The 14,376-nt window shown below is 71.4% G+C and carries 10 protein-coding genes and 1 pseudogene; 3 read left to right on the plus strand and 8 right to left on the minus strand.

Features of this window, described 5'->3' with window-relative positions; translation table 11 throughout:
• Positions 1-43: 43 nt before the first annotated feature.
• From E4N62_RS24620 to E4N62_RS24635, 4 genes are all read right to left on the minus strand, one after another.
• A complete protein-coding gene (locus E4N62_RS24620) occupies positions 44-1,210 on the minus strand; it encodes a thiolase domain-containing protein (RefSeq protein ID WP_230217784.1) in 1,167 nt (388 codons plus the stop codon).
• The gene (locus tag E4N62_RS24625; RefSeq protein ID WP_230217786.1) at positions 1,207-2,277 is read right to left on the minus strand and encodes a thiolase domain-containing protein; all 1,071 of its coding nucleotides are present in this window, start codon (positions 2,275-2,277) and stop codon (positions 1,207-1,209) included. The genes E4N62_RS24620 and E4N62_RS24625 overlap by 4 nt, the downstream gene beginning before the upstream one ends.
• Positions 2,274-3,215, minus strand: coding sequence for a Zn-ribbon domain-containing OB-fold protein (locus E4N62_RS24630; RefSeq protein ID WP_230217789.1), 942 nt, complete (start codon positions 3,213-3,215; stop codon positions 2,274-2,276). Before E4N62_RS24630 ends, E4N62_RS24625 begins: the two co-directional genes overlap by 4 nt.
• Before the next feature lie 111 nt (positions 3,216-3,326).
• The gene (locus E4N62_RS24635; RefSeq protein WP_230217791.1) at positions 3,327-4,127 is read right to left on the minus strand and encodes a crotonase/enoyl-CoA hydratase family protein; all 801 of its coding nucleotides are present in this window, start codon (positions 4,125-4,127) and stop codon (positions 3,327-3,329) included.
• A gap of 168 nt (positions 4,128-4,295) precedes the next feature.
• On the opposite strand from E4N62_RS24635, the gene E4N62_RS24640 reads away from it, so the two are divergent.
• Positions 4,296-5,915, plus strand: coding sequence for an acyl-CoA synthetase (locus E4N62_RS24640; protein WP_230217793.1), 1,620 nt, complete (start codon positions 4,296-4,298; stop codon positions 5,913-5,915).
• Between the two features lie 24 nt (positions 5,916-5,939).
• On the opposite strand, the gene E4N62_RS24645 is transcribed toward E4N62_RS24640, so the two are convergent.
• Complete coding sequence (locus E4N62_RS24645) at positions 5,940-7,439, minus strand: acyl-CoA synthetase (RefSeq protein WP_230217796.1); 1,500 nt, start codon at positions 7,437-7,439, stop codon at positions 5,940-5,942.
• A 249-nt stretch (positions 7,440-7,688) separates the two neighbouring features.
• On the opposite strand from E4N62_RS24645, the pseudogene E4N62_RS24650 reads away from it, so the two are divergent.
• A pseudogene (locus E4N62_RS24650) lies at positions 7,689-8,678 on the plus strand (penicillin acylase family protein); the annotation flags it as partial.
• Between the two features lie 97 nt (positions 8,679-8,775).
• Positions 8,776-9,588 carry an SAM-dependent methyltransferase gene (locus tag E4N62_RS24655; RefSeq protein ID WP_374117054.1) on the plus strand — a complete coding sequence of 271 codons (813 nt, stop codon included), beginning with the start codon at positions 8,776-8,778 and terminating at the stop codon, positions 9,586-9,588.
• A 116-nt stretch (positions 9,589-9,704) separates the two neighbouring features.
• Here E4N62_RS24655 and E4N62_RS24660 read toward each other — a convergent pair whose 3' ends face one another.
• From E4N62_RS24660 to E4N62_RS24670, 3 genes are all read right to left on the minus strand, one after another.
• Entirely contained in the window at positions 9,705-11,300 is a 1,596-nt protein-coding gene (locus E4N62_RS24660) for an acyl-CoA synthetase (protein WP_308185555.1), read from the minus strand.
• A complete protein-coding gene (locus tag E4N62_RS24665) occupies positions 11,297-12,421 on the minus strand; it encodes a nitronate monooxygenase family protein (RefSeq protein ID WP_230217798.1) in 1,125 nt (374 codons plus the stop codon). The genes E4N62_RS24660 and E4N62_RS24665 overlap by 4 nt, the downstream gene beginning before the upstream one ends.
• Before the next feature lie 324 nt (positions 12,422-12,745).
• A complete protein-coding gene (locus E4N62_RS24670; RefSeq protein WP_230217800.1) occupies positions 12,746-14,344 on the minus strand; it encodes an NAD(P)/FAD-dependent oxidoreductase in 1,599 nt (532 codons plus the stop codon).
• Positions 14,345-14,376: the final 32 nt, after the last annotated feature.

The raw sequence follows: 14,376 nt of genomic DNA on the forward strand, positions 1-14,376 counted from the left end.
AGCGATCGGCCCCCACCGCGCACAGGCCGTGCGAGCGGAAGGTTCAGGAGGCGGGCGGCTCGGCGCCCACGAGCCACATCGAGAAGAACTGCGAACCACCGCCGTAGGCGTGCCCCAGGACCCGCCGGGCGCCGTCGACCTGGTGTTCTCCGGCGAGACCCCGCACCTGGAGCGCGGCCTCGGCGAACCGGATCATGCCGGAGGCACCGATGGGGTTGGTGGAGAGGACACCGCCGGACATGTCGACCGGAAGGTCCCCGTCCAGCTCGGTGACCCCGGACTCCGTGAGCTTCCAGCCCTCCCCCTCGGCGGCGAAACCCAGGTTCTCCAGCCACATCGGCTCGTACCAGGAGAACGGCACATACATCTCCACCGCGTCGATCTCGCGGCGCGGATCGGCGATACCCGCCTGCCGGTACACGTCCGCCGCACAGTCCCGCCCCGCGCGCGGCGACACGCTGTCCTTGCCCGCGAACAGGGTGGGTTCGCTGCGCATCGCGCCGCCGTGCATCCACGCGGCGGGCCGGGGCGCGCGCGCCGCGCCCGCCCGGTCGGTGAGGACCATCGCCACGGCCCCGTCGGAGGACGGGCAGGTCTCCGAGTAGCGGATCGGGTCCCACAGCATGGGCGAGGCCTGCACCTTCTCCAACGTGATGTCGTGCTCGTGGAGATGGGCGTACGGGTTCTTCAGCGCGTTGCGGCGGTTCTTGTACGCGACCAGGGAACCGACGGTCTCGGGGGCACCGCTGCGGCGCATGTACGCGCGCACGTGCGGGGCGAAGAAACCGCCCGCGCCCGCGAGCAGCGGCTGCTGGAACGGGATCGGCAGGGACAGCCCCCACATGGCGTTGGATTCGGACTGTTTCTCGAAGGCGAGGGTGAGCACCGTGCCGTGGACTCGGGCCGCGACCAGGCTGGCGGCGACCAGTGCGGTCGAGCCGCCGACCGAGCCGGCCGTGTGCACCCGCATCATGGGCTTGCCCACCGCGCCGAGCGCGTCCGCGAGGTACAGCTCGGGCATCATGACGCCCTCGAAGAAGTCGGGCGCCTTGCCGATGACGACGGCCTCGATGTCGGCCCAGCCCAACTCGGCGTCGTCCAGGGCCCGTCGGGCGGCCTCGCGGACGAGTCCGGCGATCGACACGTCCCGGCGCGCCGCCACGTGCTTGGTCTGGCCGACCCCTACGACGGCCACGGGCTCCTTGCTCATCGGGGACCCCCTTCGAGTACGGCGACCAGGTTCTGTTGGAGACACGGGCCGGAGGTGGCGTGCGCGAGCGCCCGGTCGGACTCGCCCCGGTGGATGCGGGCGGCGGCCTCGCCGATCCGGATGAGCCCGGCGGCCATGATCGGGTTGGCGGCCAGGGCCCCGCCCGACGGGTTGACGCGCACGGTCTCGTCGAGCCCGAGGGCCCTGCGCAGGACGATCTCCTGGGAGCTGAACGGCGCGTGCAACTCGGCGGTGTCGACGGGCCGTTCGTAGGCCCCGGCCCGCTCGGCGGCGAGCCGGGCGGACGGTGAGTCGGTCAGGTCGCGCACGCCGAGGCCGTGTGCCTCGATGCGGTGGTCGATGCCCCGGATCCAGGCGGGCCGCTCGCACAGTTCCCTGGCCCGCTCCCCCGCGGCGAGGATGACGGCGGCGGCCCCGTCGCCGATGGGCGGGCAGTCCCCGGTGCGCAGCGGCCGTACGAGGTAGTCGCACTGGGGCACCGAACCCCGCAGCTGGGCATGGGAGTTGGCGTTCGCGTCCGCGCGGCTGCGCACCCCGACCGCCGCCAGGGCCGGTTCGTCCGTGGCGCCCGCGTCGATGAGGGCCTGGGCCTGGAGGGCGGCCAGGGCGACGGAGTCGGGCCACAGCGGGGCCAGGTAGTACGGGTCGAGCTGCCGGGTGAGGACGTCCCGTACGGAGCCCGGCGAGGACTTGCCGTAGGAGTAGACGAGCGCGGTGTCGGCGTCCCCCGTGCGGAGTTTCACCCAGGCCTCGTAGAGCGCCCACGCCCCGTCCATCTCGACGTGCGACTCGGAGATCGGCGGCCAGGCGCCCACGCCGTCGAGGGCGAGGGTGAAGGAGAAGGCGCGGCCGGCGAGGTAGTCGCTGGAGCCGGAGCAGGTGAAGCCGATGTCGGCGGTCTTCAACCCGGTCCGCTCCAGGACCTGGTGGAGCACCGGCATGAGCATCTCCACCTCGGAGACCTCGTCGCTGGTGCGCCGGTGGTCGGTCTGGGCGAAGGCCACGACGGCGATGTCACGGGCTCCCGGGGCTTCTTCGCGCGTCACAGCAGCTCCTTGTACATGTCGTAGTCCGCGTCGGGTTCGCCGGTGGGCCGGTAGTGGTCGGGGTAGCGGGCCCCTTGCGTCCACACCGGCTCCACGCGCAGCCCCATGCGCACCTGGTCGTAGGGGATGCCGGCGATCCGGCCGTGCAGGGCGAGCCCGGCACCGTCGAGGGCGATGTGGGCGTAGACGTAAGGGACTTCGATGTCCAGGTTCTTCGCCTTGATGTTGACGATGCAGAAAGTGGTGACCGTGCCGCCCGGACCGACCTCGACGCGCTCCCGTGTGGCGACCCCGCAGGTCGGGCAGGCGCCGCGGGGCGGGACGTACACCTTGCGGCAGGACGGGCATCGTTCGCCGACGATGCGCCGGTCGCCGAGGGCCTCGATGTAGCCGGTCTGGGCGCGTCCCGGCGAGTACGTGTAGTCGAGGCGGGCGGCGGCGACGATGCCGGTGATCGCCTCCTGGAACTCTCCGCTGCGGCCCGCCGGTTCCACCGGTCCGCCGTCGTACGGTTCGAAGCAGGCGATGTCCGTGATGGCACCGGACCGCTCCTCGGCCCACCGCACCCGGACCCGCATACCGGTGCGGACGGTGTCGGGGCCGGGCGCGTCGAGGGCGTGCAGCAGGGCCGTGTCGGCGCCGTCGAGTTTCACCAGCACCCAGGCGAAGGGGGTGTCGAGGGGCTGGCCGCGACGGGGCTCGTGGTTCCAGGCCCAGGTGGTGACGGTTCCGGTGGGGGCGACCTCGACGAGGTCCCGGATCTCCTCGGCGGTGACGGGGTCGTACTCGACGGGCGGCACCAGCACCTTGCCGTCACCCGTGCGTACACCGAGGACAACCCGCTCCCGCAGCCCGGTGAGAAAGGCGCTCTGCACGGGGCCGACGGACCGGGTGAACGGAAACTCGACGGTGAGGGGGGCCTTGAGGATCGCGGACATCGGGGCTTGCCTCCTTCGAAAGGGGGGCGGCAGGAGCGCCCCCGAGGGCGCGGGGAACTGCGCGACCAGCCACGACGGACCCGCGGCCGACACACGACCTGAGCAGTACGTCTACGCCCGCCTGTAAACGGGGGGCCTCTTCTCGGCGAAGGCACGAGCCCCCTCCTTCGCGTCGGCCGTGTCGAAGACCGGCCACCCCCGCTTCAACTCGGCGGCCAGCCCCTCCGCCTCGGTCATCTCGGCCGTCTCGTACACGGACGCCTTCACCGCCTCCACGGCCAGCGGCCCGCACGCGTTGATCTGTTCGGCGATCTCCAGGGCCTTGGGCAGGGCTGTGCCGTCGGCCACGACGTGCCCGACGAGACCGATCCCGGCGGCCTCGTGCGCGCTGTAGGGCCGGCCGGTGAGCAGCATCTCCAACGCGTGCGTACGCGGGATCTGCCGCTGGAGGCGGACCGTGGAACCGCCGATCGGGAAGAGCCCGCGCCGGACCTCGAAGAGGCCGAACGTCGCCGACTCCCCCGCGACGCGGATGTCCGTGCCCTGGAGGATCTCCGTGCCGCCGGCGACACAGTGCCCCTCGACCGCGGCGATGACCGGTTTGCGCGGCCGGTGGTGACGCAGCATCGCCTTCCAGTGCAGGTCGGGGTCGGCCTTGAGCCGGTCCCGGTACTGCCGGCCCTCCATGCCCTTGCCCGCGAGGGCCTTCAGGTCCATCCCGGCGCAGAAGGCACCGCCGGCTCCCGTGAGGACGATCGAGCGGACCTCCTCGTCCTCGTCGGCCTGGACCCAGCCGTCGTACAGGCCGACCAGCATCGGCAGCGAGAGCGCGTTCTTGGCCTCGGGCCTGTTGAGCGTGAGCACCAGTGTGGCGCCTTCGCGTCGCACGGTGAGGTGTTCGGTGCCGCCCATCCGGTGTCCTCCGTCCACAGGAAACGAGAACAGGTTGCAGGAGCCGGGTCGGCACTTCAAGGGTTTTCTGACAGACAGTCAGATTTCTGTGCGTGGACTCTTCACAGTTGTGCCGCCCTTTGCTCTGATGACCGGCAACCGAGGGGCAGCGGGGTCAGGAGGAGTGCGGTGGAGTACAACCTTGCCGACCTGTTCGAGTCGGTCGTCGACGTGGTTCCCGACCGGGCGGCGCTCGCGTACCTCGACATCCCCGGTACGCGCGCGGAACGCCGGCTGACCTACGCCGAACTGGACGCGGCGGCGAACCGGATCGGCCACCATCTGCTCGACGGCGGGATACGGCCCGGCGAGCATGTCGGCCTGCATCTCTACAACGGCGTCGAGTACCTGCAGACCGCGCTCGGCTGCCTCAAGGCGAGGATCGTGCCGGTCAATGTCAACTACCGCTATGTGGCAGAGGAGTTGGTCTACCTCTACCGCGACGCGGACCTGGCCGGGCTGGTCTTCGAGGCGGAGTTCACGGGGCGGGTGGCGGCTGCGCTGCCGCGGACGGAGAAGCTGCGGCACCTGGTGCGGGTGGGGACCCCCGCGCCGGACGCGCCCGCCCTCGACGCCGTCGCCTTCGTCGAGGCGGAGGCCGCCGCGTCGGACGGCCGGGGCTTTCCGGCGCGCTCGGGCGACGACCAGTTCATCATCTACACCGGCGGCACCACGGGCATGCCCAAGGGGGTGATGTGGCGTCAGGAGGACCTGTTCTTCTCGGGGTTGGGCGGCGGCGCGCCGACCGGGGAGCCGGTGAAGTCCCCGGAGGAGCTGGCCGAGCGGGTGGCTGCCGGGGGCGAGGGGATCACGTTCTTCCCCACGGCCCCGCTGATGCACGGGACGTCCACTCTCACCGCGTTCATCGGGTTCAACTTCGGCCAACGGGTCGTGATCCACCGCAAGTTCGTGCCCGAGGAGGTCCTGCGCACCATCGAGCGGGAGAAGGTCACCAGTGTGTCCCTGGTCGGCGACGCGATGCTGCGGCCGCTGATCGACGCGCTCGGCGGGCCCCTGAAGGGCACCGACTGCTCGTCGCTGTTCAGTGTGTCGACCTCTGGGGCGATCATGTCCGAGACGGTCCGGCGGCAGTTCCAGGCCCTGGTGCCGAACGCGATGCTGCTGAACAACTTCGGCTCGTCGGAGTCAGGTTTCAACGGAACGGCCACGCAGGACGCGGGCGCGGGCGACGGTTTCCGCATCCGCGTGCACTCCCGTACGCAGGTCGTGGACCCGGCGACGTACGAGCCGGTCCCGGTCGGTGTGCCCGGCCGGGTGGCGCAGCGGGGCCATGTCCCCCTCGGCTACTACAACGACCCTCGGAAGACCGCAGAGACCTTCTTCGAGCGGGACGGCGAGCGCTGGGTGCTTCTCGGCGACATGGCGACCGTCGACGAGGAGGGCGTCGTCACGGTCCTCGGCCGGGGGTCGCAGTGCATCAACACCGGTGGCGAGAAGGTGTATCCGGAGGAGGTCGAGCAGGCGCTCAAGGCCCATCCCGACGTCTACGACGCGCTGGTCGCCGGGGTGCCGGACGTCCGGTGGGGCAACCACGTGGCCGCCGTGGTGCAGCTGCGCGAGGGGGCCGCCCGGCCGTCGCTGGAGGACATCCAGACCCACTGCCGCACCCGCCTCGCCGGCTACAAGATCCCCCGCCAGCTGGTCCTCACCGACGCCATCCAGCGCTCCCCCAGCGGCAAGGCGGACTACCGCTGGGCGCGCTCGGTGGCGGTGGCGGCGGACGCGTGAGCCGGCCACCGGGGTCGCGTCCGGTCAGGGGCGCGTGAAACGGTCGCGGAGCTCGCGCTTGAGGATCTTTCCGCTGGCGTTGCGCGGTAGTTCGTCCACGAAGAAGACCCGCTTCGGTGCCTTGAAGTGGGGGAGCTTCTCGCGGGCGTGGGAGATCAGTTCCTCCTCGGTCGCCTCGCCCCGGGGGACGACGACCGCCGCGACGGCCTCGATCCAGTGGTCGTCGGGCAGGCCGATCACCGCGACCTCGGCCACCCGGTCGTGGGTGTAGAGCGCGTCCTCGACCTGGCGGGAGGCGATCAGGACGCCACCGGAGTTGATGACGTCCTTCACCCGGTCGACGACCGTGAAGAACCCGTGGGCGTCGCGCACCGCGAGGTCCCCGGAGTGGAACCAGCCGTCACGGAACGCCTCGGCGGTCTCCTCCGGCTTCTCCCAGTAGCCCTCGCAGAGTTGGGGCGACTGATACACGATCTCGCCGGGAGAGCCGTCGGGCACCTCCTCACCGTCCTCGTCGACGACCTTGGCCTCGACGAACATGACGGGACGCCCGCAGGAGTCCATCCGGCCCTTGTGCTCGTAAGGACCGAGGACCATGGACAGCGGGCCGATCTCGCTCTGTCCGAAGCAGTTGTGGAAGGCCAGCTTCGGCAGGCGCTCCCTGAGGCGTTCCAGGACCGGCACCGGCATGATCGACGCCCCGTAGTAGGCCTTGCGCAGCCCGCCGAGGTCGCGGGTGTCGAAGTCGGGGCGGTTCGCGAGGGCGATCCACACCGTGGGCGGGGCGAAGAGGCTGTCGGCGCGGCCCTCCTCCACCAGGTCCAGGATCCGGTCGCCGTCGGGCCCGTCGAGGATCGTGTTGGTGGCCCCGACCGCGAGGTACGGCACCAGGAACACATGCATCTGCGCCGAGTGGTAGAGCGGCAGGGAGTGCAGAGGCAGGTCGCCCGCCTGGAGGTCCAGGGCGGCGATCGCGCTGAGGTACTCGTGCACCAGGGCGCGGTGCGTCATCATCGCGCCCTTGGGGAGCGCGGTGGTGCCCGAGGTGTAGAGGAGCTGGACGAGGTCCTCGGCGCGGGACTCCTCCCCGTCGTACGGCTCGGTGGTCGCGAGGCGGGCGAGGAGCGAGTCGTCGGCGTCCCGCAGCGCCAGGGTGCGGGTGCCGTCGGGGAGGTGGCCGGCCAGGTCCGGGTCGGTGAGGACGAGGGTGCTGCCCGACTGGTCGAGGATGTAGGAGAGGTCGTCCCCGGTGAGGTTCTGGTTGACCGGGACGTGCACCAGGCCGGCTCGGGCCGCGCCCAGGAAGGCGATCAGGTAGGCGTCCGAGTTGTGGCCGTAGGCGGCGACCCGGTCGCCCGGTGCGAGGCCGGTGTCGCGCAGGGCACGGGCGGCACGGGAGACGGCATCGTCCAGTTCGGCGTAGGTCCAGGACCGCTCGCCGTAGTGGATCGCGGTGCGGGCCGGGGTCCGCCGGGCGCTGCGCCGCAGCGTCCCGTCGACCGTCACGCTGCGACCAGCCGTCATGTCCCGCTCTCCTTCGTCCAGGTCCTGCCGCGATCCTCGTTCCGTCGCGCGAGCCAGGTCAAGCGCATCGGCCCCGTGGCCGCTGTCCGGCGCACATGGCGGGAAGTCGCTCAACCCCGGCCTTCGTACGGTGAGTCACCTTGAGGGAAGATCCATCACCCGTATGGACTACGTGGACACGTGTCGACCTGCTCAACCCTTTCTTCCTCCGACGACGTTGGGAGTCGCCATGCGCACCCGCCTGAGACAGCCCGCTCGGACTGCGCGCTCGGCAGCGACGCGGACGCGGTGCAGCCGGGCATCTTCGGGCCCGCGAGGATGCCGACGCTGAAGGACGCGCCGTACGCGGAGAACTCCAACGACAGCGCGTGGCTGGCCAACGCGGACCAGCCGCTGACGGGGTACGAGCGGGTCTTCGGCAATGTCGGCACCCAGCGGTCGCTACGGACCCGCGGCGCGATCGAGGACGTGGCGGCCATGGCCGACAAGGGCGGCCTGACCGTACGGGACCTGCAGCGGCAGCAGTTCGCCAATCGGGTGCCCGCGGCCGATCTCGCGGCCGACGACGTGGCCCGTGCCTGTGCCGCGCTGCCGGGCGGGACGGCGACGGCCGGTGACGGCGTGGAGGTGGACGTGTCCGATGCGTGCCGGGTGCTGCGGACCTGGGACCGGACCGTCGACGGCGACAGTCGGGGCGCGCTGCTCTTCGACCGCTTCTGGCGGCGGCTGAGCGCCACGCTGCCGCGCCCGCAGTTGTGGAAGGTGCCGTTCTCGGCGGCGGACCCGGTCAACACCCCGAACACGCTCAACACCGACGCGCCCGGCTTCGAGACAGCCCTGGCGGAGACGTTGACGGAACTGCGGGCGTCGGGCGTCGCGTTGGACGCGAAGCTCGGCGACCACCAGTTCGTCGTACGGAACGGATCGCGCATCCCGGTGTCCGGCGGCACGGAGTCGCTGGGCGTGTGGAACAAGATCGAGTCGGCGTGGCGCGGGGCCGAGGGCGGCTATGCCGAGGTCTCGTCGGGTTCCAGCCACATCCAGGCGGTCGGCTGGGACGGCGGCCGCTGCCCGGTGGCCCGCACGCTGCTGACGTACTCGCAGTCGTCGAACCCGAATTCACCCCACTACCTGGACCAGACGCGGCTGTTCTCGGCGGAGAAGTGGGTGACCTCCCGGTTCTGCGAGAAGGACATTCTGTCCTCGCCGAAGCTGAAGGTGGTGCGTGTGAGCCAATGAGCGACGGGGTGTGGTGCCGCCCCGCTCGGGGCGGCACCATTCTTCTGACAGCACCATGCCATTGGCATATCACTCTTCCTCTTGAGGAGGCCCCTCGGTGGCGCAGGACTCGTTACGTCCGGAGACGGACTCGACGACCATGATCGACACGTCGGTGCCGCACTCGGCCCGGATCTGGAACTACTGGCTGGGCGGCAAGGACAACTACCCGGTCGACCACGCGGCGGGCGACGCCTTCCGCGCGGTGTTCCCCGGCATCACCGATCTCGCCCGCGACTCGCGGGCGTTCCTCGGCCGGGCGGTCACCTTCCTCGCCGGCGAGGCGGGGATACGTCAGTTCCTGGACATCGGCACCGGGCTGCCGACTGCGGACAACACGCACGAGATCGCGCAGCGGACCGCCCCGGACGCGCGGGTCGTCTACGTGGACAACGACCCGCTGGTGCTGACGCACGCGCGGGCGCTCCTCACCAGCACGCCCGAGGGGGCGACCGACTACGTCGACTCCGATCTGCACGCCCCCGAGACCGTGTTGCGGGAGGCCGCGAAGACGCTCGATCTCTCCCGGCCGGTCGGGCTGACGATGATGCAGGTCAGCGGACACATAGCCGACTACACCGAGGCACGTGCCGTCGTCGGCGCCCTGATGGACGCGCTGCCGCCCGGGAGTTGGTTCGCGTTCAACGACAGCGTGGACACGCACGAGGCGAACGCCGAGGCCACCCGCCGCTACAACGAGAGCGGCGCGGTTCCCTACTTCCTGCGGAGCCCAGCCGAACTGGCCGGTTTCTTCGACGGGTTGGAGCTGCTGGCACCGGGGGTCGTCCCGCTCAACGACTGGCGCCCCGGCCCCGCGACCCCGGTCCACGGCGAGGTCATCGCACTGGGCGGGGTCGCGCGCAAGCCGTGACGGGACCTCGATGCCGACGCCGACGCCCGTGGCGGCGCCAAGACGCCGGTGCCTCGACATCGCAGCCGATACCGGCGCCGGCGCCGATGATGCCGATGCCGATGCCGTCCGGGGTCTCAGACGGCCTTCTCCCGGCCCTCCCAGTACGGCTCCCGCAACCGCCGTTTGTAGAGCTTGCCGTTGGGGTCGCGGGGCATCGCCTCGGTGAAGTCGACGCTCCTCGGGCGCTTGTATCCGGCCAGACGGCGGGCGCAGTGGGCCAGGATCTCCTCGGCCAGGACCGGCCCCGGTGTGAACCCGGGGGCCGGTTCGACCACGGCCTTGACCTCCTCGCCCCAGTCGTCGTGCGGGATGCCGAAGGCGGCGGCGTCGGCGACGGCGGGATGGGTGAGCAGGGCGGACTCGATCTCGGCGGGGTAGATGTTGACGCCGCCGGAGATGATCAGGTCGATCTTGCGGTCCCGGAGGAAGAGATAGCCGTCCTCGTCGAGAACACCGAGGTCGCCGACGGTGAAGAAGTCACCGATGCGGTTCTTCCGCGTCTTGCCCTCGTCCTTGTGGTACGAGAAGCCGCCGGTGCTCATCTTCATGTAGACGGTGCCGAGTTCACCGGGCGGCAGCCGGTTGCCGTCGTCGTCGAAGACCGCGAGCTCGCTGATGGGCCAGGCCTTGCCGACCGTGCCGGGTTTCTTCAGCCAGTCCTCGGCGGTGGCGAAGGCACCGCCGCCCTCGCTGGCCGCGTAGTACTCCTCGACGCACTCGCCCCACCACTCGATCATGGCCCGCTTCACATGGTCCGGGCAGGGCGCGGCCCCGTGGATGGCGTGCCGCATGGACGACACGTCGTAGCGGGCGCGCACCTCCTCCGGGAGCGCGAGGAGCCGGTGGAACTGGGTCGGCACCATGTGGGTGTGCGTGCAGCGGTGGGCGTCGATGGCGCGGAGCATCCCCTCGGGCGTCCATTTGTCCATCAGCACCAGACGGTGTCCGATGTGCAGGGACGCGCCGGCGAACTGCAGGACGGCCGTGTGGTAGAGCGGCGAGCAGACCAGGTGGACGTTGTCGTCGAACGGCCGGATGCCGAAGATGCCGAGGAAGCCGCCGAGGTAGGACTCCTCGGGGAGTTTGCCGGGCAGCGGGCGGCGGATGCCCCGGGGGCGCCCGGTGGTGCCCGAGGTGTAGTTCATGACCCAACCGAGGGTGCGTTGCGCCGGCGCCGACTCGGGCTGCCCGTCCGGGAGTTCCGCGTACGGCCGGAAGCCCTCGACCGTGCCGACCGCGTACCGTCGGTTCTCGGGGAGCTTCGCCTCGTCGGCGGCGTTCCGGGCCGCTTCGGCGAACCGCTCGTGCGCGATGAGCACCTTGGCGCCGGAGTCGGAGACGATCCACGCGATCTCGGGGCCCACGAGGTGGTGGTTGACGGGCACGAGGTAGAAGCCGGCCTGGGTGGCGGCCAGGTAGGCGACGAGGAACTCGACGCCGTTGGGCAGGACGACCGCGAAGGCGTCGCCGCGTTCCAGTCCGGCCGCGCGCAGTCCGTGGACCAGCCGGTTGGTCTCGGCGCGCAGCCGTCCGGCGGTCCACTCCTCCCCGTCGGGCGCGACGAGCACCGTACGGTCGGGGTCCGCGGTGGCCTGGGCCCAGAAACCCTGGGGAGGCCGGCTTCGCGGGGCTTGGCCCTGGGAGGCTTGCCCCTGGGAGGCCTGGCTCACTGTCCCTCGCTCCTTTCGGCGATCCTTCCGGCGATCCGGTTGATGCGGTCCACGGCCTTCTCGAAGCCCCGGGTGAGGTCGTCGAAGACAGCCTGGACGCTGCGCTCGCTGTTCATCCGGCCGACGATCTGCCCGACCGGGGTGCCGAGCAGCGGCTCCACCTCGTACTTCTGGATGCGGGACACCGCCTCGGCGACGAGCAGGCCCTGCAGGGGCATGGGGAGGGTGCCGGGTCCACTGGGGTCGTCCCAGGCGTCGGTCCATTCGGTACGCAGCTGGCGGGCGGGTTTCCCGGTGAGGGCACGGGAGCGGACGGTGTCCCCGGAACCCGCGGCGAGCAACTTCTCGATCAGCCGGGGCGAGGGCAGTTCGGCCTCGGTCGTGGTCAGCCAGAGCGAGCCGAGCCAGACGCCCTGGGCACCCAGCGCGAGGGCGGCGGCCACCTGCTGTCCGCTGCCGATGCCTCCGGCGGCCAGCACCGGCAACGGGGCGACGGCGTCGACGACTTCGGGGGTCAGCACCATGGAGGCGATCTCGCCGGTGTGGCCGCCGGCCTCGTAGCCCTGGGCCACGACGATGTCGATACCGGCGTCCGCGTGCTTGCGTGCGTGGCGGGCACTTCCGGCGAGCGCGGCGACGAGGATCCCCCGCTCGTGGGCGCGGTCGACGACGTCGGCGGGCGGGGAACCGAGGGCGTTGGCGAGCAGCTTGATCGGGTAGTCGAAGGCGACGTCGAGCTGGCTGCGGGCGACCTGTTCCATCCAGCCGGTGATGCGCCAGCCGGAGGCCTCCCCCTCTGCGAGTTCGGGGACGCCGTACTGGGCGAGGGTGTCCTTGACGAACTGCCGGTGCGACTCGGGGATCATCGCCTCGATGTCGGCCTCCGTCACGCCCTCGACCTTCTTGGCCGGCATCACGACGTCCAGGCCGTAGGGCATGCCGTCGACATGGGCCTCGATCCAGTCGAGGTCGCGTTTGAGGTCGTCGGGGGCCGTGTAGCGGACCGCGCCGAGCACCCCGAAGCCGCCGGCCCGGCTGATGGCGGCCGCGACCGCGGGGAACGGGGTGAAGCCGAAGACGGCGTACTGGACTCCGAGGGTGTTGCTCAGCTCCGTCTGCATGGTGCGCAGGATGCCGTAGTCCTCCGGACGAGGGAAGGGGTTTTCTGATGCCTCGTCAGATTTGGCGTGCGGGGTGGGTGGGGCTGGGCGCCTAGGGGTGCCTCGGAAGGTTGGGGGCGGGTGCGGGTGGGTGGGGGCTGGGCGCGCAGTTCCCCGCGCCCCTTCAGGGCACGGCCCTGCTGATCGCGGGCAATCAGCAGGGCCTCTCCCCCGTGAACGGCCCCCGTTGCCGCTCGTGGGGTTGATTTCAGCGCGCGGTGCATTGTCTGGCAGGGGGGTTCGGGCGTCCGGACAACGGGCGGGCCGCCGGGAGTTGTTCCTGTCTCACTCCCCCAGGACGGCCATCGCCGCGTTGTGGCCGGGGACTCCGCTCACTCCGCCGCCGCGTACCGCGCCCGCGCCGCACAGCAGGACGTTGGCGTGGCGGGTCTCCACGCCCCAGCGGCCGGTGCCCTCCTGGGCGTAGGGCCAGGCGAGGTCGCCGTGGAAGATGTTGCCGCCCGGGAGGCCCAGGTCGCGTTCCAGGTCGAGGGGGGTCCTGGCCTCGATGCAGGGACGGCCGTCGGCGTCGGTGGCCAGGCAGTCCGCGAGGGGCTCGGCGAGGTGGGCGTCCAGCTGGGCGAGGGTCGACTCGAGGAGTTCCTCGCGTACGCCGTCGTTGTCGGCCTCGAACAGCCGCGCTGGTGTGTGCAGGCCGAACAGGGTGAGCGTCTGGTAACCCTGCTCGATGAGGTCCGGGCCGAGGATGGTCGGATCGGTGAGGGAGTGGCAGTAGATCTCGGAGGGCGGGGCCTCGGGCAACGCGCCGGAGGCGGCCTGGGCGTGGGCGGCCGCCAGTTGGCCGTACCCCTCGGCGACGTGGAAGGTCCCGGCGAAGGCCTCGTGCGGATCGACGGACTCGTCCCGGAGCCCGGGGAGCCGCTTGAGCAGCATGTTCACCTTGAGCTGGGCGCCCTCGGCCGGAGCGGGCGGTTCGTCGCCGGTCAGGGCGGCCAGCTCCTGCGGCGAGGCGTTCACCAGGACGTGCCGGGCGGCGACCGTGCCCTCCGTGTCGGCGGTCCGGTAGGTGATCTCGGCGGACCGTCCGTCCGTGGCGATGTGCCGGACCTCGTGGCCCGTGGCGATCACGGCACCGGCGTCGCGCGCCGCCCTGGCCAGCGCGTCCGTGAGAGCACCCATGCCGCCGACGGGCACGTCCCAGGCGCCCGTGCCGCCACCGATCACGTGGTAGAGGAAGCAGCGGTTCTGGCGCAGCGAGGGGTCGTGGGCGTCCGCGAAGGTGCCGATGAGCGCGTCGGTGAGGACGACACCGCGTACGAGGTCGTCCGTGAACGTCGACTCGACGGCGGCGCCGATCGGTTCCTCGAAGAGCGTCCGCCACGCCTCCGCGTCGTCGACGCGTCGGCGCAGTTCGTCGCGGGTGGGGAGGGGCTCCGTGAGCGTGGGGAACACCCGTTCGGCGACTCGGCCCGTCATCCCGTAGAACCGCTGCCAGGCCTCGTACTCGCGGCCCGAACCGGTCAGCCGACCGAAGGCCTCGCGGGTGCGGTGCTCGCCACCGCCGACGAGCAGACCTGTCGGCCGGCCGTCGCGTTCGACGGGGGTGTACGAGGAGATCGTGCGGCCGCGGACCCGGAAGTCGAGGTCCAGGTCCCGCACGATCTTCCGGGGCAGCAGGCTGACCAGGTAGGAGTACCGCGAAAGCCGGGCGTCGACACCGGCGAAGGGGCGCGTCGAGACGGCGGCTCCGCCGGTGTGGTCCAGCCGCTCCAGCACGAGGACGGACCGGCCCGCGCGCGCGAGGTACGCGGCGGCGACCAGACCGTTGTGACCGCCTCCGACGATCACGGCGTCGTAGGAGTCGTGCGACCGGGGCCCGCTCGGGCGTGCGGGGCGTGCTGAGGGTGCGGGGGTGGCAGACATGGCTCTTGGTAACACGCGCCGATCGGGGTCGG

Origin of the sequence: Streptomyces sp. MNU76 (genome assembly GCF_020982545.1) — a bacterium.
Taxonomy (GTDB): domain Bacteria; phylum Actinomycetota; class Actinomycetes; order Streptomycetales; family Streptomycetaceae; genus Streptomyces.

What these genes read in the sequence shown, in the direction of transcription:
- E4N62_RS24620 (WP_230217784.1), bottom strand. Translation starts at nt 1,210, where the DNA reads ATGAGCAAGGAGCCCGTGGCCGTCGTAGGGGTCGGCCAGACCAAGCAC.
- E4N62_RS24630 (WP_230217789.1), bottom strand. Translation starts at nt 3,215, where the DNA reads ATGTCCGCGATCCTCAAGGCCCCCCTCACCGTCGAGTTTCCGTTCACC.
- E4N62_RS24635 (WP_230217791.1), bottom strand. Translation starts at nt 4,127, where the DNA reads ATGGGCGGCACCGAACACCTCACCGTGCGACGCGAAGGCGCCACACTG.
- E4N62_RS24645 (WP_230217796.1), bottom strand. Translation starts at nt 7,439, where the DNA reads ATGACGGCTGGTCGCAGCGTGACGGTCGACGGGACGCTGCGGCGCAGC.
- E4N62_RS24665 (WP_230217798.1), bottom strand. Translation starts at nt 12,421, where the DNA reads ATGCAGACGGAGCTGAGCAACACCCTCGGAGTCCAGTACGCCGTCTTC.
- E4N62_RS24670 (WP_230217800.1), bottom strand. Translation starts at nt 14,344, where the DNA reads ATGTCTGCCACCCCCGCACCCTCAGCACGCCCCGCACGCCCGAGCGGG.